The 26466-nt window shown below is 62.9% G+C and carries 23 protein-coding genes and 1 pseudogene; 9 read left to right on the forward strand and 15 right to left on the reverse strand.

Features of this window, described 5'->3' with window-relative positions:
* Positions 1–151: 151 nt before the first annotated feature.
* From QSV36_RS25510 to QSV36_RS25535, 6 genes are all read right to left on the reverse strand, one after another.
* A complete protein-coding gene (locus QSV36_RS25510) occupies positions 152–898 on the reverse strand; it encodes an ATP-binding cassette domain-containing protein (RefSeq protein WP_225778586.1) in 747 nt (248 codons plus the stop codon).
* Complete coding sequence (locus QSV36_RS25515; RefSeq protein ID WP_289135868.1) at positions 899–1657, reverse strand: ABC transporter permease; 759 nt, start codon at positions 1655–1657, stop codon at positions 899–901.
* Positions 1654–2859: a YcaO-like family protein gene (locus QSV36_RS25520; RefSeq protein WP_289135869.1), complete on the reverse strand. Its 1206-nt coding sequence runs from the start codon at positions 2857–2859 to the stop codon at positions 1654–1656. The genes QSV36_RS25515 and QSV36_RS25520 overlap by 4 nt, the downstream gene beginning before the upstream one ends.
* Before the next feature lie 3 nt (positions 2860–2862).
* On the reverse strand, positions 2863–3654 hold the full coding sequence (locus QSV36_RS25525; protein WP_289135870.1) for a SagB/ThcOx family dehydrogenase: 792 nt from the start codon (positions 3652–3654) through the stop codon (positions 2863–2865).
* Positions 3651–4517, reverse strand: coding sequence for an McbB family protein (locus QSV36_RS25530; RefSeq protein WP_289135871.1), 867 nt, complete (start codon positions 4515–4517; stop codon positions 3651–3653). The genes QSV36_RS25525 and QSV36_RS25530 overlap by 4 nt, the downstream gene beginning before the upstream one ends.
* Positions 4518–4583: 66 nt before the next feature.
* On the reverse strand, positions 4584–4790 hold the full coding sequence (locus tag QSV36_RS25535; protein ID WP_289135872.1) for a hypothetical protein: 207 nt from the start codon (positions 4788–4790) through the stop codon (positions 4584–4586).
* A gap of 381 nt (positions 4791–5171) precedes the next feature.
* Here QSV36_RS25535 and QSV36_RS25540 point away from each other — a divergent pair.
* Positions 5172–5516: pseudogene (locus QSV36_RS25540) on the forward strand (phosphopantetheine-binding protein); the annotation flags it as partial.
* Positions 5517–5841: 325 nt separating this feature from the next.
* Here the strand turns inward: QSV36_RS25540 and dsbG are convergent.
* The 3 genes from dsbG to dsbD are packed head-to-tail and all read right to left on the reverse strand — an operon-like array spanning position 5842 to position 9150.
* Positions 5842–6600 carry a thiol:disulfide interchange protein DsbG gene (dsbG, locus tag QSV36_RS25545; RefSeq protein WP_289135874.1) on the reverse strand — a complete coding sequence of 253 codons (759 nt, stop codon included), beginning with the start codon at positions 6598–6600 and terminating at the stop codon, positions 5842–5844.
* Between the two features lies 1 nt (position 6601).
* A complete protein-coding gene (locus QSV36_RS25550; RefSeq protein ID WP_289135876.1) occupies positions 6602–7438 on the reverse strand; it encodes a TlpA disulfide reductase family protein in 837 nt (278 codons plus the stop codon).
* Complete coding sequence (gene dsbD / locus QSV36_RS25555; RefSeq protein WP_289135877.1) at positions 7438–9150, reverse strand: protein-disulfide reductase DsbD; 1713 nt, start codon at positions 9148–9150, stop codon at positions 7438–7440. Before dsbD ends, QSV36_RS25550 begins: the two co-directional genes overlap by 1 nt.
* A gap of 262 nt (positions 9151–9412) precedes the next feature.
* On the opposite strand from dsbD, the gene QSV36_RS25560 reads away from it, so the two are divergent.
* From QSV36_RS25560 to QSV36_RS25575, 4 genes are all read left to right on the forward strand, one after another.
* Positions 9413–9976, forward strand: coding sequence for a nucleotidyltransferase family protein (locus tag QSV36_RS25560; RefSeq protein ID WP_289135878.1), 564 nt, complete (start codon positions 9413–9415; stop codon positions 9974–9976).
* 112 nt (positions 9977–10088) lie between these two features.
* Entirely contained in the window at positions 10089–10772 is a 684-nt protein-coding gene (locus QSV36_RS25565) for a response regulator (protein ID WP_289135880.1), read from the forward strand.
* Positions 10769–12091, forward strand: coding sequence for an ATP-binding protein (locus QSV36_RS25570; protein ID WP_289135882.1), 1323 nt, complete (start codon positions 10769–10771; stop codon positions 12089–12091). Before QSV36_RS25565 ends, QSV36_RS25570 begins: the two co-directional genes overlap by 4 nt.
* A 218-nt stretch (positions 12092–12309) precedes the next feature.
* On the forward strand, positions 12310–13701 hold the full coding sequence (locus QSV36_RS25575; protein ID WP_289135884.1) for an aspartate aminotransferase family protein: 1392 nt from the start codon (positions 12310–12312) through the stop codon (positions 13699–13701).
* Positions 13702–13739: 38 nt separating this feature from the next.
* Here the strand turns inward: QSV36_RS25575 and QSV36_RS25580 are convergent, their stop codons facing one another.
* Positions 13740–14861 (reverse strand): cupin-like domain-containing protein, encoded by a 1122-nt coding sequence (locus tag QSV36_RS25580; RefSeq protein WP_289135886.1) that lies wholly within the window; start codon positions 14859–14861, stop codon positions 13740–13742.
* A 139-nt stretch (positions 14862–15000) separates the two neighbouring features.
* Here QSV36_RS25580 and QSV36_RS25585 point away from each other — a divergent pair, with 139 nt between their 5' ends.
* The gene (locus tag QSV36_RS25585) at positions 15001–15969 is read left to right on the forward strand and encodes an alpha/beta hydrolase (protein WP_289135888.1); all 969 of its coding nucleotides are present in this window, start codon (positions 15001–15003) and stop codon (positions 15967–15969) included.
* Between the two features lie 38 nt (positions 15970–16007).
* Here QSV36_RS25585 and pvdN read toward each other — a convergent pair whose 3' ends face one another.
* The gene (pvdN, locus tag QSV36_RS25590; protein ID WP_289135890.1) at positions 16008–17300 is read right to left on the reverse strand and encodes a pyoverdine-tailoring periplasmic protein PvdN; all 1293 of its coding nucleotides are present in this window, start codon (positions 17298–17300) and stop codon (positions 16008–16010) included.
* A 16-nt stretch (positions 17301–17316) separates the two neighbouring features.
* Positions 17317–18663, reverse strand: coding sequence for a pyoverdine-tailoring dipeptidase-like protein PvdM (pvdM, locus tag QSV36_RS25595; RefSeq protein WP_289135891.1), 1347 nt, complete (start codon positions 18661–18663; stop codon positions 17317–17319).
* A gap of 187 nt (positions 18664–18850) precedes the next feature.
* On the opposite strand from pvdM, the gene pvdP reads away from it, so the two are divergent.
* Positions 18851–20461, forward strand: coding sequence for a pyoverdine maturation tyrosinase PvdP (gene pvdP / locus QSV36_RS25600; RefSeq protein ID WP_289135892.1), 1611 nt, complete (start codon positions 18851–18853; stop codon positions 20459–20461).
* Positions 20462–20479: 18 nt separating this feature from the next.
* Here pvdP and QSV36_RS25605 read toward each other — a convergent pair whose 3' ends face one another.
* Genes QSV36_RS25605 through QSV36_RS25615 form a run of 3 tightly spaced genes read right to left on the reverse strand, consistent with a single transcriptional unit; the run spans position 20480 to position 25024 of the window.
* The gene (locus QSV36_RS25605) at positions 20480–21883 is read right to left on the reverse strand and encodes an efflux transporter outer membrane subunit (protein WP_289135893.1); all 1404 of its coding nucleotides are present in this window, start codon (positions 21881–21883) and stop codon (positions 20480–20482) included.
* A 3-nt stretch (positions 21884–21886) separates the two neighbouring features.
* Positions 21887–23851 (reverse strand): MacB family efflux pump subunit, encoded by a 1965-nt coding sequence (locus tag QSV36_RS25610; protein WP_289135895.1) that lies wholly within the window; start codon positions 23849–23851, stop codon positions 21887–21889.
* The gene (locus QSV36_RS25615; protein ID WP_289135897.1) at positions 23852–25024 is read right to left on the reverse strand and encodes an efflux RND transporter periplasmic adaptor subunit; all 1173 of its coding nucleotides are present in this window, start codon (positions 25022–25024) and stop codon (positions 23852–23854) included.
* A gap of 247 nt (positions 25025–25271) precedes the next feature.
* Here QSV36_RS25615 and QSV36_RS25620 point away from each other — a divergent pair, with 247 nt between their 5' ends.
* Positions 25272–25748 (forward strand): sigma-70 family RNA polymerase sigma factor, encoded by a 477-nt coding sequence (locus QSV36_RS25620; protein WP_289135899.1) that lies wholly within the window; start codon positions 25272–25274, stop codon positions 25746–25748.
* A gap of 170 nt (positions 25749–25918) precedes the next feature.
* On the forward strand, positions 25919–26398 hold the full coding sequence (locus tag QSV36_RS25625) for a histidine kinase (RefSeq protein ID WP_289135901.1): 480 nt from the start codon (positions 25919–25921) through the stop codon (positions 26396–26398).
* Positions 26399–26466 lie beyond the last annotated feature (68 nt).

Below are 26466 nucleotides of genomic sequence, written 5' to 3' on the forward strand. Positions count from 1 at the left end.
GCGATACTTGCGGCAGAGCTGAACTGTTGGGGGCGTTTTGCGCCCCTTTCGCGACGCAAGGCCGCGCCTGCCGCAAAGCGCGCGAAGCGCTATTTCAGCGCTTGCCGAGCATCTTGCTCGGCAGTTCCGGCCGTGGCGTCCCTTGCTGGCTTTACAGGTTGCCTTGCTTATCGCTTTGCAGCATCACGTTATCCCGCGACATCGTTGCGTTGATAAACGCTTCATCCCAAGACGCCGCTTGATAGCGAGCCAGGAACTGGCTTCCGCTATGGAACGCTTCAAGTTGATGATGGGCGAGCATGTAGAACCGGCTGCAATTGGCCGCGATCTCCTGCGTGTAATGGGATGAAACCAAGACACTGGCCCCTTCGCTGCAAGCGTGTTTAATTCCAAGCCAGATAAAGTGTCGAAACTCCGGGTCTACGCCAGCCGTGGGTTCGTCAAGTATGATCAGATCACTGCCCATCAGTAACAGTGTCAGAGTGAAAAAACTGCGGATTTCACCATAGCTGCAAGTAGATGCCTTTTTTCTGGAAATATCCGAATAGCGTTTACAGAGCTCAGGCGACCATGCTTTAAGCCGAGGCAGCGCTTCAGAAAGGCACAGATTTGATGGGGCATTTAAATGGATAATGAGGTCATACACTTCAAGCATTCGCAGTTGCGGCGGTGGCGTCAGAACCTGCGTAAGATAAGCCGGGTGTTTAGCGTAGTTGTGAATTTCGCCATGGTCAGGTTTTCTAAGTTTGCAAATCAGATCGAAAAGTGTCGTTTTGCCAGCGCCATTGCATCCTAATATGCCCACCGCTTCACCTGACGAGAGGTGCAGGTTGAGGCTGTGGAGTAAGGGCTTGTCTTTGTATGAAAACGATAGCTCGTTGATGATAAGTGTGCGCATTTAGTATCGGCTCCAGATAGGCTGGACTTTGAAATGACTTACTGTCAAGTACAAGCCAGTCAGCGAGAGGAGGTATGCCGCGGGGAACGCTAGTAGTAGTGGAATTTCGCCGCGGAAAATTCGATTGCTCAGGTGCAGAGGATTGACGAGTGCGATCAGTTGCTCGTGCTCTTTTCCTGTGGTTGCACCTAGGTAACTCGACATCAGCATGAGGAATGATAAAAGTGAGAAAAGGGTACTGGCTGTGCCAAATTTGATAGGCAGGGCGGCTATGGCGAACCCCATACAGGAAAAACCCAGGTAGCTGGTAAAAAAACAGGCCATTATGTAGAGGTATTCATACGCTGAATAATTTCCATGCATAGGTTTGGTGAGCAGGTAGAATAAAGAAGCATAAATGAGGCTTAGCAGCGAGTAGCTGAGCATGTGGGACGAAAGAAAAAGCCGAATTGATTCCTTTTGATATATAAACGAGCGGATGAAGCCGCTTTCTCTTCTGCCAATAAGGTAAAAGCTGAAGCCAAAAAAAGCTACGTTTGCTGAAATGTAGGCGTAAAACCAACCAGCGTATGATAGATAGGCCTGAGTTGTTTTGTCCGGGCTCAGATAGCTCGGGCTCATGATAAAGAACAGCATGCAGGGCGCGAAGGCAGTCCACAACAGACTGGAGGGTTCTCTAAGGTGTTCTTTTATTAAAATGATTGAAATGTTATAGAGCTTTCTTGCCCTGGGGGGAAGGTGTGGATTGCTGCTGGTCATGGGAAGGGTACCATTCTGCTGAGTTGTCGTGGAATAATCTGCCTTTTAAATTGATTCGAGTAGCGGTTCTGGATATTGAAGTGGGCGGCGTTGTTCATGTGCAGGAACAGGTGGGGGGAAATATATTTGCAATAATGTAGGTTTTTCGTGGCTGAGTTCATGGATGATAGGTATAGGTAGCCATCAAGGTGTAGCTCTCGTAAGCGTGTGATAAGCGCTGCGCTGGTGAGCGGGGAGGTGTTGGTTGGTTTACTTCGATTTGGATCGTTTTCGATAGCTGTGGTGATGTCGGTAAAAGTATTATAGCGATTATTCTCCAGAAAATATTTCAGGTAAGGGTCTTCGATTTCCCTAAGTTCTTTGTTTCTTAAGTAGAATGAGTGCATGAATCGAAAGGTTTGCCATAGTTCAATTATCGATTTTTCCAGCGCGCTACTCAGGTCGTCGGAATAAGCCATGCCCGCACAATATCTGACGCGTTGGTTCCTCCCGCTCCGGTTGCCATAGCAAAGCAGGATGCAGTAGCCAGGGAAGCGCTCATCGGTAAGATTCAGAATGCAGAGATCCCCTGTTTTTCCTAATTCTTTAAAAAGCGCAAGACTAGGTCGATTTGAAGGCGCTGAACACGCGTCGCTGTAGTTAATTTTGCCTGTGCAAGTTTTTGTTAGCCAAAACCTGAGTAAAAATTGTCGCTCCATAGCCTCTTTGAGCGCACCAAGTATTGCGCGGTCAACGGTTATATGCGCGCTACATCCACAGGTGTCTCGTATAGGGTAGATTTCGTTGTCAATGGGGTTTCTGCAGGGCGTAATGGAAATCAATGCCGTTGGAATTGCACATTTGGTTAAATCACGGACTCTGTAGACATGCGTGCGATCGAATGTATGCGAGTGAAGGCAGTTTTTTCGATCAGGCATTGCTGTCTGTGAAAATGCGTTGGCAAGTGCTCCGAACTCATCAGGCGTCAGCCCTGCGCCTAACTTGTTCCTGTCATGTATTGGCACGTCCAAATAGAAGTGCTTTCGTTCAAAATGTTCGCCCACAGCGCTGGTTGCTACTGAGGCTGACCAGCCACTACTTGATCCATAGGTGTGCCAACGGCTGCCACACTCTACGCTGTGTGGGAAATGAGTGACTGCGCTCGGGCGGTGAAGCTCGAAGTCCGCACGCGCGAGTGAATGTATTTCGTTGTATATGTTCATGCATTAGCCCACGAATTGAATGCATAGCGGGAGGAAAAGCGCAGGGTTGAGATTTAGATTTTTTGTTATCTCGTGATCAGTGAAACCTGACCATGGCCTGCTCTTTAAATTTAGTTCTTTGCAGCGTAAATCCATCAGCATGTACATGGAGCCTGCTTCCATGAGCGCTAAGCGATAGCCCCTGTAGCGATATTTAAATAGTGCTTTCGGCAGGTAGACTAGGTAAATCAGAGCAAGTGCTGGGCTTCCGATATTGAAAACTTCGGATTTAATCGCGCGTGAAAGTTTTTTGGCGTCTATTCGAGGACTGTGGATTTCAAATGCCCGCGAAGTGGGTAGCAGGTGCAAGGTGTTGCACTCAGATGGCCAGTAGCTGATTTTGTTCTCCAGGTTCACAAAAAATACTTCGATAGGGTAGAGCGCGCCACCGCTTGGATAGCCTCTTTTATAGGGGTGCCCGTCTTGGGTTAATAAAGGAGCGGCTAATGATTGGATAGTGTCAAAAGTTAAATGTCTTTCGGTAAACCAGTCGCATGACTCATTCCTTTTCAACCAGTGGTCTGGTTTGAGAGGCGGTAGGTTGAAGGCTGAGTCGGTAACTTCGCTTTCCAATATATTGAGCGGTAGTTCGTTTCCCGTTAATGCTTCGATTTCTCTTGTTGGAATGTGATGTAAAGTGGTGGCATGTCGGCTTGCGTTATGGAGGGTGTAATTTCCCTTGGCGTGAAATGTCAAGGTTTCGTCCAGTGTTTCTGAGGGCACGAATCTTAGGTAATGGTCGTGAGGTAGGCTCATGGCGCTTCTCCAATACATTGGCAAAGGGGCCAGTGGATGCTGCTGTCTTCGGTGAATGTACCATCAGTCAGATTCAGTGTTCTTGAAAGTAATGCTTGGTCCTGGGTGAACCTGGATTTTTGAAAGTCGGTGAATTTGTTGGCGAAAGTGGTGATAGTCCCTAAGATGAGGGTGCGCTGCAGGTCATTAATGGGGGTCGTGGGGAGATCGATGTTATTTGACTGGCAAAAACTCCATATCTTGCTCCAGTGATGTTGGCTTGCTCGCAGATTTTCGTAGTGTGCTATACGGTCCAAGGTGCAAAAAGCGCAGGGGTTCCCAAGTGAAGGAATATAGGTTTCGGTTATATGGAAGAAATTGTTGCTGACGAACCCTACGCTGATTCCGCAATCAGGGTTGTTTTTCGATAGTTCGCTATAAGTCTTCCTGAGTTCCTCGGGTTTCAGTTTTAAGTAGGCAAGGAAAAATAGGGTTGGGGTCGTGCGTATGTTTGTATTGAGTTCGGATGTTTTTATGATTTGTATTTTATTTTCGGGATTTCTTTCTATATGGTTTTTTAAGGTGTCTGATATTTCCCAGTCAATGCATGCAATAACATTTTTGAAATGGGGTAGCCGAGTGGCTTCTCCAATTATTGATATGGATTTCAGAAAGCGTAGGGCCCTTTCGGGTTGGAGTGATTCACTTTCAAGAATTTGCTCAAGCTCATGCTGTTCTATGTGTTTTGACTGTCTTTCAGTTATGTGCTCAAGAGCTTGTGCAATTTTGGGGTCGGTGATTCGGGTAAAGCCTGTACTCGAGAACACTGTAGGTTGCGCGTCAAAATTAAGGATTTCGTAATTGTATATCCTTAGAGTTTTCATTTCGGCTCCTTCGATTGAAACGGGCACCAGCGTTGGCTAACGCAGATGCCCGCGTGTAGTTATGAATCAGACCTCTCGCTCTACCTGGGTGATAGCGTTGCCACCACTTCCGCCGCAGCCGCCGCTTCCGCCGTTGCATCCGCCACCGCCACCACAGCCGCCACTACCGCCGCATCCACCTGCTCCTCCTGAACCGCCAAAGAACTCGGCCTCCATATCGCAGTTATTGTCGGAGGTCAGATCCATCAAGTTGATGCCAAATTGAGTGTCCATTGAAATCTCCTCAGTTGCCCCGAACGCCGGGGTTCTGTGGGTTTAGGCTTATATTTCATATGCGTCAAATATACCGGGGGTGCTTCGCTGTTCGGACTGCTAGCTGACTGTTTGAGTTGTGACTGGTTTTGTAAGATTTGTCTGAATGGCATCTCTTATGAAAATTACTCGAGTGGTTCTAAGTGTAAGAAATGTCCGGTTTTGAAGTAGGGCTGGTTTGTGTTTTACATAGGATTAGTGTGTGTTTCAGTAGTGAGTGTTCTTTTTGCGATGGGTGGTGCAAAAAGATGTTTATCGTTTTCGACGTGCAGGTTAGTGTTTCGGAATGTAAAAATGATCGTGGTCCAGCGGACACGCCACTTTGTAGAGGTGCTACAGATGGCCCTATTGGCCATCGACATCGACCGCCAGCACAGCGAGGCCTACCAGGCGCCACACATTGGGCTGGACGAGCTATTTGCGGGTCTCTGGGCCGATGTGCTCAAGGTCGAGCGGGTGGGGATGCACGACAACTTCTTCGAGCTGGGCGGGCATTCGCTGCTGGCCACGCAGATCGCCTCGCGGGTGCAGAAGCAGCTGCAACTGAACGTGCCGTTGCGGGCGATGTTCGAGTGCAGCACGGTGGCGGAGCTGGCCGAATATGTGCAGGGCCTGCAGGGCAGTGTGCTGGATGACCACAAGGCCGACCGGCTCAGTGACCTGATGGCCGAGCTGGAGGGGTTGTGACCTGGCAGGTGAGGTCGGCACCGCCCCTTGTGGGAGTAACTGTCTTGCTCAAATGTCCTATTCCTGTGGGAGCGGGCTTGCCCCGCGAACATGGGCGAAGCCGGTGCCATCCACTGCGTCGCCTGCTTCGCGGCACAAGGCCGCTCCCACAGGTACTGCGCAGGCTTCGAGTTGACACTACACCTGTGGGACTGCGCTGGCTTCGCGTTGACACTACCCTGTGGGCGCGGCTTCAGCCGCGAACACCGGCGCAGCCGGTGCCATCCTCCGCGTCGCCTGCTTCGCGGGCTTGCCCGCGAAGAGGCCGGTGCGGGCACCGTACCTTTCAGCGCTTGCCGAGAATCTTCCCAAGTAACTCCGGCCGTGGCGCGCCTTGCTGGTTCTGCAGGTTGCCCTGCTCATCCTGATAGAAGATCGCCGGGGTTGCCTGCAGCCCCATTTCTTCCATCAATGCCATGTTCGCCGCCAGTTTCTGCTGCACCGCCTCAGGCACCTCGTCTAGCGGCTTCAGCGTGCTCGCCTTGCCGGCCTTCTCGTGCTCGTGCAGCGCCTTGGCCGGGTCTTTCGCCGTCAGCAGCGCCGCCGACTTGCCCGGGCTGTCCTCGCGAATGATGCCGACCATGATATGGCGCAACTGCACCTTGCCCGACTCTACCCACGGCCGCGCCTGTTCCCAGAACATGTTGCAGTACGGGCAGTTGGGGTCGCTGAACAGGTAGACCTTGCGTGGCGCATCATCCTTGCCATCGGCAATCCACGCGGTTTTTTCCATCTTTGCCCAGAGGGCTTTGCTCATCGGTGCATACACCAGCTGTTTCAGCGGCTCGGCGCTCAGGTCCTTGCCCTGTTCGTCGAACAGGCTGCCCACCAGCACATGCTTGCCATCGGGGGTGAGGTACAGCGCCAGGCCATTGTTCTGGTACTCGGCGGCATACCCGCGCAGGCCGTTGGGGGCGTCGAAGCTGCCTTTGATCTCGGCGCCCTTGGCTTGCAGTTGCTGAATCGCCTTGGGCAGCTCTTCGGCCTGCAAGGCCGGGGCAGCCAGAAGGGCCAGGGACAGGGGCAGCAGTGCAGTCAGTCGCATGTCAGTTTCCTTGTGCGGCAGGGGCGGGCGCGGCGGCCCGGTCGAAAGGCTCCAGGGCGTGGCGCAGGCTGGCCCGGGACAGCTCGCCGAGGTGGCTGCCGATCAGCCGCCCGTCGGCGTCATAGAACAGGGTGGTGGGCAGGGCCATGGAACCGACGCGCTGGGCCAGCAGGCCGGCACCGTCGAACAGCACATGGGTCAGGCTCAGGCCGGTGGTGGCGAGGAAGGTGCTGACATTTTCCGGGGTCTCGCCCTGGTTGACGAACAGGAAGGTCACATGCGGGTAGTCGCCTTGCGCCTGTTGCAGCACCGGCATCTCGCGCCGACAGGGTGGGCACCAGGTGGCCCAGAGGTTGATCACCAGTGGCTGGCCACGGTAGCCGTGCAGTGCCACGGATTGCCCGGCGGCATTGCGCAGGCTCAGTTCGGGCAGCTCGGTGCCTTTGCTGTACAAGTGCCCGGCGAGGCTGGCCAGGCTCCAGAACAGCGCGCCGCTGAACAGCGCCCAGCCCAGCGGGCGACGCAGGCCGGGGTGGCGCCAGCCCTGCCACAAGGCACCGAGCACGATACCGGCAAGGCCTGACCAGAACAGGAAGCCACCATCACGGATGTCGATGATCTGCAGCAGGTCGTCCTGGTACATCGGCCAGTAGGCCAGCACGAAGCCGGCGCGTGCACACAACAGGCCGATCAGGAACAGGTTGAACAGCGCCGATTCCGGGCTTTCGCCGCCACGCCGGGCGACCCACCAGCCGACCACGCTGGCGATCACCAGCGCGCTGAGCATCAGCAGGTGGTTGAGGGCCATGGTCAGTGGCCCGAGGGTTACGGTCAGCATCAGCCTTGGCTCCTGGTCTGGGTCCAGTGTTGCAGGAACGCGGCCGCATCCACTTCACCGGTGAGGCGCCGTGCGCGGCGTTCGTCGCCTTCCGGGCCGATCCAGATGATGCTGGGTGGGCCGGGTACCTGGTAGCGCTGCAGCAGGGCCTGGCTGGCAGGGGAGTCGGCGGTCACGTCCAGGCGCAGCAGGTGCACGCCGGCCAGGGCGGCCTGGACGTCGCTGCGGGCGAACACCTGTTTTTCCATGACCTTGCACGACACGCACCAGTCGGCATAGTAGTCGAGCATCACCCACTGGCCACGCGCCTTGGCTGCATCCAGTTCGCGTTGCAGGTCTTCGGGGCGGCTGACGGTGACCAAGGTGGCTTCGGCGTGCTGGCCGGCGGCCGGCGCAGCACCGCCGGTGAACGGGCGCAGCGGCTGCCAGAGGTCGTCGCCGCCGGCCGCCGCGCCCACCAGCAGCAGGCCACCCCAGAGGGCGCCTAGTAGCGGAATGGCGCGCAACGCCGGCTGCCGCTGCAGGGCCGGCCAGGCGGCCCAGGCCAGCGTGATCAGCAGGCCGCCGCTGAGGGCCAGCAGCAGTGCGGCGGGCAGCAGGCCGCGCACGGTGTACAGCGCCATGCCCAGGAAGACGAAGCCGAACACGCCCTTGACCCGGTTCATCCAGGCACCCGGGCGCGGCAGGTAGCGGTTGCCCAAGGTCACCAGCAGCAACAGCGGCACGCCCATGCCCAGGCCAAGGCTGAACAGCACCAGCGCCCCCTGCAACACATCGCCGCTCTGCGCGATGTACAGCAGCGCACCCGCCAATGGCGCGGTCATGCACGGGCCCATCAGCAACCCGGACAGCGCGCCGAGCAGGGCCGCGCCATACAGGTTGCCGCCCTGCGTGCCGCGCCCGGCGCGGTCCAGGCGGTCGCGCAGGGCGGCGGGCAGTTGCAGTTCGAAGGCGCCGAACATGGGCAAGGCCAGGAGCACGAACAGCGCCGCCAGGCTGCCCAGCAGCCAGGGTTGCTGCAGCCAGGCCTGCAAGCTGGCACCCAGCAGCGCGGCGACCACGCCCAGGGCGGCGTACACCAGCGCCATGCTCAACACATAGACCCCGGCCAGCACCCAGCCGCGTCGGGCATTGGCACCATTGCCCAGCACCAGCCCGGCGAGGATCGGCAGCATCGGCAACGAGCAGGGGGTAAAGGCCAGCAACAGGCCAAGGCCGAAGAACGCCAGCAGGCTCCAGGCCAGGAGGCCCTGTTGCAGGTCGCTGGCCAGGGCCTGGTCACTGGCTTGCCCGGCTGCCGGCGTCACGCTGCCACCCAGGTCGATCAGCGTGGTTTGCGGCGGGTAGCACAGGCCGGCATCGGCACAGCCCTGCCAGCCCAGGCGCAGCTGGCCCTGGGCGCTGGCGGGCAGCAGCAGTTCGAGCTGGTCGCGGTACACCGCACTGTCGCCAAAGAACTCATCGTGGTGGTTGAGGGCCGGTGGCAGCTGCGGGTGTTGGTCGACGGGCAGGCCGTCGAACTTCAGGCGTTTCTGGTACAGGTAGTAGCCCGGCTTGATCTGGAAGTACAGGCGCATCTGGCCGTCGGCCTGGCGGTCGTGGGTCAGCACGAAGGCTTGGTCGACTGGCAGGAAGTCAGGTTTGACGTCGAACGGGTTGGCCTGCAACGGGCCGGCCAGCAGCAATGTCAGGAACAGCAGGAGGATGCGCATGTCTTCGCCTTGGCAGATCGAGGAATGGGGCCATGCTGGCGTGGGTCGATTAACCCAGGGTTAACCCTTTGTTTCTGCAAGCGGCGGTGCGTACCCCGGCGCGACACCATCAACCGCGCTTGCCATGCCGACACGGCAATGGTTGCATTGCAGCATGATCCGGCCATTACGAGTTGCCCATGCCTGAGACAATAGCCAGCGAAACGTCCGAGCGCGCTGCGATGGCCGCCGCGGCTTCGTCGCCCAGACGCCAGGTGCGGTTGTGAGTGTGGTCGCGCTGGTGCTGGCGGCAGGCAGCGCCAGGCGTTTTGGCGCCGACAAGCGCCGGGTGGCCCTGGCCGATGGTCGCAGCCTGCTGGCGCATAGCGTGGAGCGGGCCCGGGCAGCCTTCGCTGACGTTCGCGTGGTGTTACGCGCAGGCGAGCGGGGCGAGGATTTCGGCCTGCCTGGAGATTGCCGCATCGTCGCCAGCCCCGAGGCTGCCGCCGGCATGGGGCACAGCCTGGCTGCCGGTGCCGGCTCGTTGCGCGACAGCCAGGCGCAGGCGGTGGCCATTCTGCTCGGTGATATGCCTTGGATCGAACCGGCAACCTTGTATCGGCTGGCCGATGCGGCCAGCGCTTCGACCATCGTGTTGCCGCGCCATGCAGGGCAGTACGGGCACCCGGTGATCTTCGGGCGTGATTTCTGGCCGGCGTTGGCGCGGTTGAGCGGGGATGAAGGAGCGCGGGCGGTGGTGCGGGCGCATCAAGGCTGCTGTACGGTGGTTGAGGTGGAGGATGCCGGGGTGTTGCTGGATGTGGATACGCCGCAGGGTGTGATGTAGGCCCGAAGCGTTTGCCACAACGCGGCATCCTCACCCCTTCGGAAAGGGTTCATAATCCCGCCTTAATCCGCCCAAGGTGCACTGTCAGCCACATCACTCCGGGAGCCCAACCATGCACGTTCTGCTCTGCGAGGACGACGACCTGATCGCCGCCGGCATCTGCGCCGGCCTTACCGCCCAGGGCCTGACCGTGGACCGGGTGGCCAACGCCGCCGCTGCGCGGGCGATGCTGCAGGCGGCGCAGTTCGACGTGATGATCCTCGACCTCGGCCTGCCTGACGAAGACGGCCTCAAGCTGCTGCGCCGTTTGCGCCAGCAGGGCGAGACGCTGCCGGTGCTGGTGCTCACCGCGCGGGACGCGGTCACCGACCGGGTCGATGGCCTGCAGGCCGGGGCCGACGATTACCTGCTCAAGCCCTTCGACCTGCGCGAACTGGCTGCACGCCTGCACACCCTGCTGCGACGCATGGCCGGGCGTGCGGTGAACGTGATCGAGCACGGCCCGCTGCGCTACGACCCGAGTACCTGCTCGGCTACCCTTGGCGGGCAGCCGGTCGACCTGTCGCGCCGTGAACAGGCGCTGCTCCAGGCGCTGTTGCAGAACCGCGGCCGGGTGCTGTCCAGCGAACAGCTCAAGGATTGCGTGTACGGCTTCAGCGACGAAGTGGAAAGCAACGCCCTCAACGTGCATATCCACCACCTGCGGCGCAAGTTGGGCAATGGCATTGTCGAGACCGTGCGCGGCCTGGGCTACCGCCTGGGCCCGGCGCAGGCGCCGGAAGAGGCCGCATCATGAGCCTGCGGGTACGCCTGAGCCTGATCCTGGGCAGCGCCTTCGTGATCATCTGGGTGCTGGCTGCCGCGTGGATGCTGCGCGACCTGCGCCAGCAGATGATGTTCTCCCTCGACCAGCGCCTGGTGGCCTCGGCGCGTATGGTCGCCGGGCTCATCGACCAGCTGCCGCAACCGTTGACCGCCAAGGGCGAGGAGGCGCATTTCTCTGCCGACCAGTTCAGCGTGCCGGACGGCATGGCCTGCCAGGTCAGCTCGTTGCGTGGCGAGATCCTTGCCAGCAACCACAAGCACGATGGCGCCATGGACGACGAGCGCAGTGGTTTCCGTGACCAGACCATCGACGACGCGCTGTGGCGCACCTTCACCTACAACCATGGCGATGTGCGTATCACCACCGCCGACCGGCACCTGGAGCGCGAGGCGCTGAACCAGTCGATCCTGCTGGCGGCCTCGGCACCGGTGCTGATGGCCCTGCTTGGCAGCCTGGGGCTGTTGTGGATCGGCCTGGGCAAGGGCCTGGAGCCGCTCAACCGCATGCGCGACGCGCTGCGCCGCCGGCGCGCGGACAGTGTCGAGCCGCTGCAGGTGGCGGGCCTGCCCAGTGAACTGCAGCCGTTGCTGGACACCCAGAACCAGCTGTTCCTGCGCATCGCCCAGACGCTCGAGCGTGAGCGGCGCCTGACCGACGATGCCGCGCATGAACTGCGCAGCCCGCTGACGGCGATCAAGACCCACCTGCAGGTAGCCCGCATGACCGACGGGGCGGTGCGCGAGCAGGCGTTGGCGCATGCCGAGCAAGGCACTGACCGCATGCACCGCACGCTGGAGCAGTTGCTGATGCTGGCGCGGGTGGAAGGCAGCCTGTCGTTCGAGGATGGCGTGCAGTGCAGCGCCGAACAGGTAGCCCGGCAGGCGGTCCAGGACGCTGGCGGCGGCGACAACCGGCGTATCGTCTTGCGTCTACCGGAAGAAGCTACTCAGGTCTATCTGGGCATGCCTGCACCGCTGGCAGTGGCGGCGCTGCGCAACCTGCTGGACAACGCCTTGCGCCACGGGGGCGACGAGGCGGTGGAGCTGGAGGTGCAGATGAGCGACGGGCAGGTTGGCTTCATGGTGCGCGACCATGGGCCGGGAATTGCCGAGGCAGACTTGGAGCACTTGACCGAACGCTTCTGGCGTAATGGCCAAAGTGGTGGTTGCGGGTTGGGCCTGGCGATCGTGCAGGCGATCGTGCAGCGTTGTGCCGGTAGCCTGAAGTTCGACAGCCGCAGTGATGGACTGCGGGTTTTGCTGCAGGTGCCGGCCCGTTCGGGGCATTGATTTTTATTGCCTGTGCCGGCCTCTTCGCGGGTAAACCCGCTCCCACAGGTACTGCATCAACCCTGAGATCTGTGCCAATCCTGTGGGAGCGGGTTTACCCCGCGAAGAGGCCGGGCCTGCTTTCAAAAATCCCGCAGCAATTGCTAAATCCTCCCAGCACTCAAGCGTTTTCCAAGCGACGAACACCCGCACTTTCGCTTGCTTGCGAGGAATCACCCATGTCCACTGCTTCCTGCGTTGCCCAAGTCCCGCCGGCCAGCGCGCCGCGTGCCTTGTACGAGTTCACCGATTCACCCTTGCTGCAGCGTCAGCAGCAACAGGAGTCCAATGCCCGCAGCTACCCGCGGCGCATCCCGCTGGCGCTCAAGCGCGCCAGTGGCATTCATGTAGAAGACGTCGAAGGCCGCCAGTTCATCGATTGCCTGGCCGGTGCCGGGACCCTGGCGCTGGGCCATAACCATCCGGTGGTGGTCGAGGCGATCCAGCGAGTACTGGCCGATGAGCTGCCCCTGCATACCCTGGACCTGGCCACGCCGGTCAAGGACCGCTTTGTCCAGGACCTGTTCGGTGTCTTGCCCGAGGCACTGCGTCGTGAGGCCAAGGTGCAGTTCTGCGGGCCGACCGGCACCGATGCGGTGGAAGCGGCGCTGAAACTGGTGCGCAGTGCCACCGGCCGGAGCACCGTGCTGGCCTTCCAGGGCGCCTACCACGGCATGAGCCAGGGCGCGCTGAGCCTGATGGGCAGCCATGGGCCGAAGCAGCCACTGGGCGCCTTGCTTGGCAACGGCGTGCAGTTCATGCCGTACCCCTATGACTACCGCTGCCCGTTCGGTCTGGGCGGCGCAGCCGGGGTCAAGGCCAACCTGCATTACCTGGAAAACCTGTTGCTCGACCCGGAAAGCGGCGTGCCCCTGCCCGCCGCGGTGATCCTCGAGGTGGTACAGGGCGAGGGCGGGGTCATCCCGGCCGATGTCGAGTGGCTCCGGGGCGTGCGCCGGATCACCGAGCAGGCTGGCGTGGCGCTGATCGTCGACGAGATCCAGAGCGGCTTTGCCCGCACCGGGCGCATGTTCGCCTTCGAGCACGCCGGCATCGTGCCGGATGTGGTCACCCTGTCCAAAGCCATCGGTGGCAGCCTGCCCTTGGCGGTGGTGGTGTACCGCGACTGGCTGGACACGTGGAAGCCGGGTGCCCACGCCGGCACCTTCCGTGGCAACCAGATGGCCATGGCGGCGGGCTCGGCGGTGATCGGTTACCTGGTCGAACAGCGCCTGGCCGAGCATGCCGAGGCCATGGGCCAGCGCCTGCGCCAGCACCTGCAGCAGTTGCAGCGGGATTATCCGGAACTGGGCGACATCCGCGGGCGCGGGTTGATGATCGGGGTGGAACTGGTAGGCGGCCAAGGGCAGCGCGATGCCCTGGGCCAGCCGCAGGCCAACCGTGAGCTGGCGGCCAAGGTGCAGCGCGAGTGCCTCAAGCGCGGGCTGATCCTGGAGCTGGGCGGGCGGCATGGCGCGGTGGTGCGTTTCCTGCCGCCGTTGATCATCAGCGGTGAGCAGATCGATGAAGTGGCACAGCGCTTTGCCGAGGCGCTGGTTGCTTCTGTTTGAATCGTGCCGGGGGCGCAGGACGCCCCCGGCAATCCTGGCTACCAACCGCGCCCGGAATCTACCCAGAAGTTCACCGACAACGAGGTAGATACCGACTCCACCTGATGGAACCAGCCCTCGGGCAGGAACAGCAGGTCACCGGCTTGCAGCAGCACACGCAGGAACGGCACCTCGCGCGCCGCCGGGAAGCGTTGGTAATCCGGCGCGTCGGGGTTGAAATCGCAGCCGTCCAGGCCGCCCTTGGGGCTGGTCGACCAGGTGCCCAGCGCCGGGCGATGGTGCGGCGCGGCTAGAATGAACGACTTCTGCCCCCAGACCTGGGCAAACAGGTTGTCGGTATCGTCGCGGTGCAACGGTGTCAGGGTGCCCTTGGGGCCGATCCAGATGCGCGGCGCGATGAACTTGTCATGGGCGAAATACTGCGGGTAGCGGATCAGCCTCAGCAGCTTTTCCGGCACGATGTTGTTGCCCATGTAGGCCGGGGTTTCGCCGGGCCTGGCCGGGGTGTCCAGCGAGGCGATGAAATCGGCCATGGAGGTGGAGCGGAAGTCGCGGTCGGTGGAGAACGTCTTCTTCACGTAGTCGCCGTGGCGGGTAATGCCCTGCAGTTCGGCAAAATGCACCAGCGAGGCCTCACGGCCCATGGTGAACAGCGGCCAGTCCTGCAGAGCATCGCTGATCACCAGCGGAATGCCATGCACCAGATAATCGTTGTGGAAGCGCGCCAGGGGCATGTCGGCGCGGGCGATGCGGGCCACTTCGCGCTGCACCGGTTGGGCGGCCGAAACCCGTTCGCTGAAGCGTGCCGGCGTCGGGTAGCGCTGGTTCATCGCCGCCTTGGTCGTCGTCACCCCACGGCGGGCGTTGCTGATGATTTGCGGCAGCAGGGTGGCCAGGCCCATGTTGCCGCTGATCTTCAGGCGCGCGCTGGCGAACAGCTCCTCGACGTTGGCTGTGCCGCCCATGATGCCGAGGAAATCGCGCTCGGCCACTTCAATGGTGACGTCCGGCGCGCTGTGCCGGCCGCTACCGGTGCGGCTGCTGTCGCGTACCTCCGACCAGAACGCCTGGTCCTGGCCAAAGACGAACTGGAACACGCCCTCGATACCGACGGCATGGGCGTTGGCGAACAGTTTGCTGAGGATGCTCTGAAGGTCCACGGTATGCCTCTGCGGTTTTTCGTTGTGCAAGGATGACGAGTGCCTGAGCCAGTGATTTAGCCGTATGGGCGGGTAATTTTTCGGTGTGCGGCTACGTCCGTAGGGGAGCCCGAGTCACATTGTCCACCAAGGAACCCATATGGCACTGCACCCTGATCTGGCGGCATTTCTGGAACTGGTCGAGTTCGGCCGGCTGACGGGCAGGAGCCTGCCCATGCACGCGATGGACGTGGCCCAGGCCCGTGCCGAGTTCGAAAGCAGCTCGCGGGTGCTCGACCCCAGCCCGCCGGGCCACGTCATGGTCAGCGAGCTGCAGGTCAGCGCACGCGACGGTGCCCACCTGGCTGCCCGCTTGTACTGCCAGGGCCAGGCCGCTGCCGCCTTGCGGCCGGTGATCCTGTACCTGCACGGAGGTGGCTACGTGGTCGGCAGCCTCGACTCGCATGATTCGGTGTGCCGCCGTCTGGCTGCCCTAGGCGAGTTCGCGGTACTGGCCGCGGACTACCGATTGGCACCGCAGCAGCCGTTTCCGGTGGCGCTGCACGATGTACTGGACACCGCCAACTGGCTGGCTGAACAGGCAACGGCGCTGGGACTGGACAAGCACCGGATAGTGCTGGCAGGGGACAGTGTGGGGGCTAGCCTGGCAGCGGTCATGGCCATCATGGCAGTCGAGCAACCCGAGGCACTGGCATTCAAGCCGCTGGCGCAGCTGCTGTTCTATCCGGTGACCGATATGGCCTGCCAGCGTGATTCGCATCGCCAGCATGCCGAGGGCTACCTGCTGGAGACGCCCACCCTGGAGTGGTTCTACCAGCACTATGTGCCGCAGCCCGAGCAACGCCTGGACTGGCGGGTGTCGCCGTTGCGCTCGACGTTGCGGCAAGCGCTGGCGCCGGCGTATCTGTTCGTGGCCGAGTACGACCCGTTGCACGATGAAGGGATCGCTTATCGGGACTGGCTGCTGGCGGGCGGCACGCCGGTGCGCTTCGCGCGGGTGGAAGGCCTGACCCATGACTTTTTGCGCATGTCGGGGATCGTGGGGCAGGTGGGGGACATTTATCGGGATGTCGGGGCGTGGTTGCAGAGGATCGGGGCGCAGGGCTGACTCGAGAATGCCGGGGCGCGCGTTGCGCCCCCAGGGCGTCACCCGTGAACGCGTCGACCCAACACATTTACCAACCGCTCGATCTCGGCCTCGGTATTCAACAACCCCGGCGCCGTCCGTACCACCGGCCCCACATCCCGTGAAACGGCATCGACCACGATGCGCTGGCTGTTGAGATGCCGGGCGATCTCGTCGGCATCCTGTCCGTTGACCCTGAAGAAGGTGAACCCTGCCGAATAGCGTGCGCTGCGCGGAGTCACCAGTTCGATACCCGGCAGTGCCTCAAGCCGTTGCCTGAGGTAGTCGTTTAGCCCGTGGATTCGCGTCTGCACAGCGGCCTTGCCCAGTTGCAGATGCAGTTCGAACGCCTTGCCCAACGCCCAGCGATGCTCGAATGCATGGTAACCACCCGGCGTCATCACCGTGGCAAAGTCTTCGTTCTCGGAAAAGCTGGCAATGGTCGGGGTCAGCTGCTCAAGCCCGGTGGACGCCGCGCAAATAATCCCGGTACCGCGTGGCCCGAACATCCACTTGTGGGTGCCGGCAATGAAGTAATCGCAGTTGAGATCGGCGAAGCGCATGTCTTCGACGCCAAATCCATGTACACCGTCGATCACGTAGATGATCCGGTCCTGCTCGTCACGCCGGCGATTGGCCTCGCGGACCAGTGCGCCGATCTCGCCCACCGGCAGTTTCACGCCACTGCCCGAGTGCACCCAGGTCATGCCCAGCACCCGTGTCTGCGGCCCGATGGCGGCAGCGATGGTGGACAATACCTGGTCGCTGCTGACCTTGGCGGGGGCGTCGAACAAGCGCAAGCGGCGCACTGGGGTGCCGTCGCGCGTGGTGCGAAAACCCATGGTATGGCGCGCCGCCGAATGCTCATGCACGGTGGTGAGGATTTCCTGGCCCGGCGCGATTTTCAGCCCGCCGTAGATCAGCCCGAGGCCTTCGGTGGTGCTGCCGGTCAAGGCAATCTGGCGGGGTGTGACCTCAAGGTAGCGGGCCGCCCATTCACGTACGGCGGCTTCGTGCTTCCACTCCGACTGGCTGTCCCAGTCGACCAGGCGGGCCGGGTGATGGTCGAAGCGGGCGCGCAGTGCCTCGATGGCATCGCGTACCGGGCGTGGGTGCGAGGTGATCAAAAAGTTGGCGAAGTGGGCATACCCAGGGTCCAGCTCGAACAGGCCGCGAAATGCAGCCCAGTCGGTGCCACTGGCCGCTGGGTCAGGCGCTGCGTGGGCAGCTGCCAGCAGCGGGCCGGGGCCTGTCAGTGGCAAGGCGGCAGCCAGCAGGCCGGCCTGTTTTAAGAAGGTGCGACGGTCGTTCATCACGTGGCTCGCAGGTTCAGGGGGATAAAGAGGCGACAGGTTGTGCGGCACGTTGCACCTGCTCCCACACGCGCAGGAAATTGCCGCCCCAGAGTTTGGCAATATCCGCTTCGGAGTAACCGCGGCTGATCAGTTCGGCGGTGACGTTGCGTGCCTCGCTGGCGTTCTGCCAGCCGTCGATGCCGCCGCCTTCGTTGAAGTCCGAGCTGAGGCCGACATGGTCGATGCCGACCTTGCGCACCGTGTAGTCGATGGCGTCGCCGTAGTCCTTGAGGGTGGCCGGGGGTTCTTCTTCGAGGATGCCGTACAGCTCGTTGGCATACTGGCCGACCTTCTGCTCGGGCCAGCCGGCGATCACCGGGTCACCCGGCATCAGTGCGTAGTTGAGGTCGGTCAGCGGCGGCAGGGCGTAGCGGGCGCGCAGTGCGTTGAGTTTGCCCTGGGTCTTGCTGCTCAGCGGCTTGAGGTAGGTGGAAAAGGCTACCAGCTGGACCACGCCGCCGCTGTCCTTGATCAGTTGCAGTTCCTTGTCGGAGAGGTTGCGCCTGATGTCAACCATGGCCCGTGGCGCCGAGTGCGACGCCACCACGGGCGCGCGGCTGAGGGCGACGGCCTGGGCCAGTGCCTTGCTGGACATCTGCGACACATCGATGATCACGCCCAGGTCATTCAGCCGTTGCACGGCGCGCTTGCCGAGCGGCGACAGGCCGCCCAGGGCATCGGCAGTGTCATTGAAGAACGGCAACGGGCGCGACGAATCGGCCCAGCTGTTGTTGCCCACATAGCTGAAGCCGAACATGCGCACCCCGCGTGCCGCCCAGCGGTCGAGCTGGTCGATGTCGTCGCCCAGGGCGTAGGCATTGAGCATGCTGAGCAGCACCGCGAACTTGCCCTCGCCGTGCAGGCGGCGAAAATCTTGCGGGGTGTAGGCGATGCCAACCTGTTGCGGGAAGTCGCGAACCATGGCGCTGATGGCGTTGTAGCGCACCTCCTGGGTATGCCGGGCGGCCTCGACGAAGCCCGGGGTAGGGCGGTGCGGGCCTGCGTTACCAGTCCACGATTCGGGCCAGGCGAATATGCTCAGGGCGGCGCCGGACAGCCGCCCGCGTGCAGCCTTGGCCAGGTCGAAGCGGCCAGCGCCGTCCTTGTCCGCCTCGCTGCCTTCGGTGCCGAAGGTCAGCGGCAGGGTCACATGGCTGTCGAACGAGAGGATGCGTTCCTGCAGGTCGTTGGCCTGGCGGGTCACCTCTCTGGAATAGCCCGCGGGCGTGGCGAAATAGTGCCAGGCAGCAAACCCGGCGCCAGCGCCAAGCGCAGTGGCCAGGCTGATAAACAGGGCTTTGTTCCAGCGTGAAGTCGTCATCTTGGTCTCAGTTGGTTCACCGTCGAGGGATGGGCACAGAGGCCGCCGCTACCTGCAGTGGACGAGCCTGCAGCGCAGAAATTTAACCGCGGCCGTTGGCCATGCACGGTTAAATTTCGCCGCCCATGCAACGTTCTAGCCTTGGACGGGCCGTGCTCCATGGCCGCAATGAATGCACAGGTATGCAATGACGATTTCGCGACGCGGTTTCATCGCCGGTGTGGCATTGACGGGCGTGGTGGTGCCCGCTGCGGTGGGTGCGCTGTACCAGCAGCGGCAGAGCGCCGCCGAGGAATTTCCGGAGACGCCTGGCGAGGCCGTCGTCGAGTTGGCCGATACCGGCCTGCAGCAGTTGGGCGATACCCTGCGCGGCGTCTGGCGCTTGACCCTGCTGGGCGAGGAGGCGGGCCTGCAGGGCTTGCCGGCGGGCGACCTGGAGCTGTTTCTTGATGTTGCAGGCAATGGCCGCGCCCTGCGCGGTTATCTGGATACCCCCGAGCGCCTGCGTGCGGAGGCGGAACCGCGCTACCGCGTGGTCGGCGACTTGCTGGCGGACAAGCCGGGCACCTTGCGCTGGCGGCTGTTTTCATCCCAGGCGCGCTATGAATGCCATGTCGTGCTGGACGAGGTATGGGGCCGCTTCGGCAACGCCGGGCCGGCCACCCTCAATGGGCGCGTTGCCTGCCTCGACCGGGCGTTGTCGTTGCCGCTGCAGGATAACCAGTTCGTGGCCTTGAAACGCACCTTCCCGGAAGCCCGCGAACGGACCCCGCTGAACCCGCAACTGCTGGCCTGGCTGGTCGCTCCGGAGCATCGCCTGTTCCACCAGCTGTGGCACGCCGCGCGGGACAAATGGCACAAGCTGGCCAAGGACAAGCAGGCGGCCTTGCGTGGCCTGGGCTGGCAACCCGGGCCGCGTGACCGCGAGCGTGATGCGCGGGGGCGGCACAAGGACCGCAATGGCTCGGGCGAGGACTTCCTGTTCATGCACCGGCATATGCTGGGCAGCGCCCGTGCGTTGCAAGACCTGCCTTCCTGGCCGCGCTTCCCGCTGCCGCAGCCGGAACTGGAGCGCGACCGCGTCGGCTTCGCCCGTTACTTCGACAACCATGACGGCAATGCCCTGCCGCCGACCTGGCTGGCCAGCGGTGACGCGGCGTACAGCCAGTGGGTGCGCGACATCAAGGCGGCGGATACCTTCCACGGCAATTTCCAGGTCTGGGAGGCGCGCTATACCGACCCGGAATACCTCAGCACGCTGACCTTGGCGCAGTTCGGCTCGGAACTGGAACTGGGCCTGCACGACTGGTTGCACATGCGCTGGGCATCGGTGCCGCGTGACCCCGCCAATGGCATGCCTGTGCCCACGGCGCGCACGCCGGATGATTTTGCCGAGCGTTGGTTCGCTGCGCAGAACGATTTCCTCGGCGACCCGTTCTCCTCCCATGTGAACCCGGTGTTCTGGCGCTTCCATGGCTGGATCGACGACCGCATCGAGGATTGGTTCGGGGCCCATGAGCGCTTGCACCCTGGCGAGGTCAGGCGCCTGCAGGTCAACGGTGTGCCGTGGTTCGCGCCAGGGCGCTGGGTGACCGTGGCGGACCCGTGGTTGGGGCCGGACACGCATGGCTGTTCGACGGTGCCGGGGTTGCGGCCCGGGCGCAGTGTGGAGATGGACCCGGAAACGATGAAGCTGGCGTTGCGCATCATCTACAGCGATGACGGCCTGTTCGACAAGTTGCAGCCCAGGGTGCCGCAGCGACCGTGGTATGCGCGCAACCTGAAGGTGCGGAACTAGCCGCTGCCTGTACCGGCCCTACTGGTTGACCACCCATCCCCCGCCCAAGGCCTTGTACAACGCCACGCTGCCCTGCAACCGGGCCAGGCGCAGTTGCGCCTGCTGGTCCTGCGCCACGTACCAGGTGCGCTGGGTTTCCAGCACGCTCAACAAGGTCTCTGCGCCTGCGCCATAGCGCCGTTGCGCCAGCTCGAATGCCAGCCGGGCCTGCTGCACCTCTTGATCCTGCCACTGGCGCTGGCGATCCACGCCAGCGATCGCATTGAGCGCCTTCTCGACATCGGCAAAAGCGGCCAGGATGCTGCTGCGGTAGGTCTCCAGCAATTCCGCCTGCTCGGCTTCAGCCAGCTCACGTGCGGCACGCAGCCGGCCATTGTTGAACACCGGCGCAACCAGGCTGCTGCTGAGGGTGTAGTAGGCGCTGTCGAACAGGTGGGCGAACGTATCGGCACCCGTCCCCAGGTTGGCGCCGAGGGTGAGCTTGGGCAGCATGGCCGCGCGGGCGACTTGTACATTGGCGCTGGCAGCGGCCAGACGCGCTTCGGCAGCGGCAATGTCCGGCCGGCGAGTGAGCAGTTCGCTGGGCACGCCGCTGCCGATGGCCGGCCACTGCAGGCTGGCGATCGCTTCCTGGCTGCTCGGCAGCGACTGCACCGGTTCACCGAGCAGGGTCGCCAGGGTGACCCGGCTGTCTTGCCACTGCTGTTCCAGCAGCGGCAACTGACGTTGCTGCGCGGCCACCAGGCTACGCTGCTGGGCCAGCTCCAGACGCGTGGCGGCCCCGTTGCGCTGGCGCGCTTCGACCAGGCCCAGCACGTCTTCGGCATTGCGCAGGTTCAAGCGGGCGATACGCAATTGTTCTTCCAGGGCCAGCCCCTGCAGATAACTGTCGGCCACGGCACTGACCAGGGTCAGCTCGACAGTCTGGCGGTCGAAACGGCTGGCATCGAGGCTGCGCAGGGCATTTTCACGCGTCGCCCGCAGGCCGCCCCAGAAGTCGATTTCGTAGCTGGCGCTAAGCTGCACGCCGAATGAGGTGCTGGTCGGCTCGTTGCGGTTGACATCAAGCTGGTCGTTGCCCTCGCCGTGCAGCAGGCGTTGGCGGCTGCCGTCCAGGCCCAGCTGCAGCTCGGGCAGCAATGGCGCGCCGGCGATAACTGCGCGGGCCCGGGCCTGGCGCACCCGCGCCGTGGCGGCGGCCAGGTCGTGGGCATTGTGCAGGGCACGCTGCACCAGGCGGTCCAGTTCGCGGCTGGCGAAGGCATGCCACCATTGTGTCGTCGGTCGTTGTGCCGAGGTGGACGCGGCTGCGCCCTGCCAGGCGAGCGGCGCGGCAATGCCGTTGGTGGGCGTGGGCGGCGTGGTGCAGGCGGCCAGGCTGACGCACAGGGTCAGCAGGCAGATGCGGCTGGGCAGAGTCATGGCTTATTCACTGGTAAGGGCTTTGACCGGATCGAGGCGGGCGGCCTTGCGCGCGGGCATGAAGCCGAACACGATGCCGGTAACCACGGCGCAGGCGAAGGCGCCGAGCATGGCCGGCAGGGCGAAGGCCACCGCTACCTCAGCCAGCATCAGGCCAGCGCCGATGGCCAGGGCCAGGACGATGCCGGCCAGGCCGCCGACCATCGACAGCATCACCGCCTCGCTGAGAAATTGCCGCAGGATGTCGCGCTGGCGGGCGCCGGTAGCCATGCGGATACCGATTTCGCGGGTGCGCTCGCGCACCGTCATCAGCATGATGTTCATCACCCCGATGCCACCGACCAGCAGCGAAATCGCAGCAATCGCCCCCAGCATCAGCGACAGGCTGTTCTGCGTGCGCGCTTCGGCCTGGATCAGCGCGGCATCGTTGGTCAGCTCGAAGTCCCGGCGCCCGTTGTGACGCTGGCGCAGCAGCTGGTCGATGGCCGCTTCGGTCTCGTCGACCCGTGTGGAGTCGAGAGCGGCGACGGCGATGTAGTCCGGGTCGCGCTGGCCGAACAGGCGGATGGCCGCCGCGGAGTAGGGCACCACGATGCGCCCGTCGCTATCCTGGTCGCCGGAGCTGGCACCTTTGCCGGCCAGGATACCGACCACCTGGAACGGTACATTGCCGATCAGCAGGTATTGCCCCAGCGGGTCGCGCCCTGGGTCGAGCATCTGTTCCCGCACTTTCTGGCCGATCACCGCCACTGCCGCGGCACTGGCTTCATCGGTTTCGCTGTAGAAGCTGCCGTGCACCGCCGGCCAGTTGAAAATCTCGGGGAAGCGGGTGTTGTTGCCGCCCACATAGAACCGCTGGCTGTGGTTGCCGTAACGCACCATCATCTTTTCCCCGAGCACCGGCATCACGTGCCGGACCTGCGGCAACTGGCCGATGGCGGCGACGTCGTCGAGGGTAATGGTGCCGGCCTGTTCGCCAAGGCTCGCCGGTTTGCCATTGAGGTAGAGGATGTTCGAGCCGAAGGCGGCCATCTGCGCCATGACCTGGCGTTTGCTGCCCTCGCCCACGGCCAGCATCACGACCACCGAGGCAACACCGATGACGATGCCCAGCAGGGTCAGGGCGGTGCGGAAGCGGTTGACCCACATCACCCGCCAGGCGGCCTGCAGCGCTTCGCCCAGTTCGCCTTTCCACGCCCCGCGCAAGGCCGCGCCGCGCTCCAGGTGCTGACGCAACTGGTCGGCCTGCAGCCCTCGTCCAGGGTCGACCGGGGGCTGCCTGGTGGCCGAATCGCTGATGACCACACCGTCGCGAATCTCGATCACCCGCTGCGCCCGCGCTGCCACGTTGCGGTCATGGGTGATCAGGATGATCACGTGGCCCTGGCTGGCCAGCTCGTCGAGCAACGCCATCACCTCGCTGCCACTGTGGCTGTCGAGCGCGCCGGTGGGTTCGTCGGCGAGGATGATATGACCGCCGTTCATCAAGGCGCGGGCGATCGATACCCGCTGCTGCTGGCCGCCGGACAACTGCTGCGGGCGGTTGTCGGTACGGCTGGCCAGGCCCAGGCGGCCGAGCAGGGCGCTGGCGCGGGCGTGGCGTTCACTGGCAGCGATACCGGCATAGATGGCCGGCATTTCGACGTTTTCCCGGGCCGAGCCGGAGGGGATCAGGTGGTAGCCCTGGAACACGAAGCCAAACGCCTCGCGGCGCAGCCAGGCCAGCTCGTCACTGCCCAGCTCGGCCACGTCCTTGCCGGCGAAGCGGTAGCTGCCGGAGGTAGGGCGGTCGAGGCAGCCGAGGATGTTCATCAGTGTCGACTTGCCTGAACCGGAGGCGCCGACGATGGCGACGAACTCGCCGGGGTGGATGCGCAGGCTGATGCCATGCAGGATATCGACCTTGGGGGAGCCGACGCCGCCAAAGGATTTACGGATGTCGACCAGCTCGATCAGGGGTGTGCTCATTCAGCCTCCGCTGACGCCAGGGGCGCCGATGACCAGGCGTTCGCCTTCATTGAGGCCGTCGAGGACCTGCACCCGCAGGCGGTCGCTGAGGCCGGTGCGAACCTGGCGTTGTTCGACCTTGCCGTCGCGGCTCAGCACACGCGCCAGGTGCAGGCCATCCGCGTCGTCCAGCGCAGCCCGTGGCACGGTCAGCACCTGGCTGGCCTTGCCGGCGACGAAGAACACCTGGGTGGTCATCTCGGCCATCAGCGCACCGTCCGGGTTGTCGACATCCAGCAACACGCTGTACTGCACCACCTGGTTGCCAGCGCTGCCGTTGCTGACGCTGGCCGGGCTGCCGCCGCCCTGGCTGGCCTGCTCCAGTGGTTTGGGTGGCACCGGCAGTACCTGGCGCACGGTGCTGGTCCAGCGGCGCTTGCCACCGGCCAGCGTGGTGAAGTAGGCGGTCATGCCGGGCTTGACCTTGCCGATGTCAGCTTCCGATACCTGTGCCCATACTGTCATTGGCGAGAGCCTGGCGATGCGCAGGATCAACGGGGTTTGCTGTTGGGCGTTGAGGGTCTGCCCCTCGCGGGCATCCACGGCTACCACGGTACCGTCCATCGGCGCATAGATGCGGGTGTAGCCCAGCTCGGCCTCGTCGCTGCGCAAGCTGGCCTGGGCCTGGCGAATCTGCGCCTGGAACATGTCGATGCGTGCCTGGGTGACGTTGAGCTGGGCAGTGGCGGTTTGCACGTCCTCGTCGCGGGTGGCGCCGGCAGCGGCCAGGTCACGTTGGCGCTTGAGCTGTTGCCGGGCCAGTTGGAACTGCGCGCGTTGCTCGGCCAGCTGGGCCTTGAGGTTGTCGATCGAGTAGCGGCCGGCATCCAGCCGGGCCTGCTGGGTCGAGGGGTCGATCTCGACCAGCAGCTGGCCTTTGCGTACGGTGTCGCCGACTTCGACATGCAGGGTGTGGATCTGCCCGGACGCCTGGGCACCGACATCCACGTAGCGTCTTGGCTGCAGGGTGCCGAGTGCGGTGACGCTGCTTTCGATGTCGGCGCGGGTCACGGCGACCGTGCTGGGCGGTGGTGCAGCGTAGGGCGGGGTGGTCCAGGCCAGCAGGCCGCCCAGGCCGAGCAGACCCAGGCCGACGAGCAGGGCCCGGCGACGGGTGTTGGGTAAAGGTCTCATGCACACTTCCAGCCGAGTGGGTGCCAGATAGACGAAAGCGGCAGAAGGGGATTTAGCGGTTATCGCCTGGGACTGGCGCGGCTACAGAGATGTGGCGCTCGATCTGACAGGCGCTGAACCTCTACAGCCATACCGTGTTGCTGAGAATCATTATAATTTGTAAGATCTCAGGCTGACATCACTCGGTCCCGCGCGCTGCCTGAAAGGGCTTTCTGGGCAGGCTGGCAGGACGATCTCAGGTAACGTCGTGGAACATTACTATCGCGAACTGGTGGGCTTCCTTTCCGCGCGCCTGGGCAGTCGCCAGGCCGCGGAAGACGTGGCGCACGATGCTTACCTGCGGGTGCTGGAGCGCACCGACGGCGAACGCATCGAGCACCCGCGTGCCTTCCTGTACCGCACCGCGCTCAACCTGGTGGTCGACCGCCACCGGCGCCACCTGGTACGTCAGGCCGAACCGCTGGAGGTGCTGGACAGCGACGAGCGCTGGCACACCCCGGCGCCGGCCCACGACATGCAGCTCGACCAGCGCCTGGCGCTGATGCAGCGTGCCCTGGATGAGCTGGGCAAGGTTTGCCGTGACTGCTTTTTGCTGCGCAAGCTCGATGGCCTGTCGCACCAGCAGATCGCCGACCACCTGGGTATTTCCCGCAGCCTGGTGGAAAAACACATCGTCAACGCCATGAAGCACTGCCGGGTGCGCATGCGCGAGTGGGAATGCTGATTAACGGCCAGCCAGGCGACTGCAAATTCCCTCGCCCAGTCACTTGATTTCTGCGTCTTTCCCGACTTCTATCAAGGTAGACCCCTGCCAGGCCTCGACCAGGCAGTAGCCGTCACTGGCGCAGTACGGTCATGGAGCGTACCCATTACCCCACTGCCCAGGCCCGACCCATGGCAAACAAGACCTTGCGCATCCTTATCGCCGATGCACACCCGTGCCAGCGCCTGCAGCTGGAACGGCTGCTCAATGGCCTGGGCTATTACCGGATCGCACCCGTGGACAGCTTCGAGGAGCTGCAGCGCCTGGTGCTGTGTGCCTTGCAGCCGTTCCACCTGCTGCTGGGCAATATCGAGCTGGCCAGCCATGCCGGGGTCGACCTGGAGCGCTTCTGCCGTGTCAGCACCCAGATCCAGCATGCCCTGCTTTATCACTCCACCCAGGTGAAAGTACCTTCGGTGCCCCAGGCCGAGCGCCAGGCGGTCAGCCTGAGCCTGCCGCAGGTGCCTGACAATGAGGCGCTGCAGGCGTTCATGGCGATCATCGATACGCCGCTGCAGGTCGGCAAGCTGCCACTGCCGGGCACGCTGCCCGCGGCACCGGCACGGCCAGTGGCACGGGCCAATTTCGCCCACACGGTGTTCAACCGCTAGCACGCCGCAGGCGGGGCAAGGGGGCCGCTATTTGCTATCCTTTCGGCCTTTGCCGATTTGCGGACCCT

This window comes from Pseudomonas sp. BCRC 81390 (assembly GCF_030341915.1).
Classification (GTDB): domain Bacteria; phylum Pseudomonadota; class Gammaproteobacteria; order Pseudomonadales; family Pseudomonadaceae; genus Aquipseudomonas.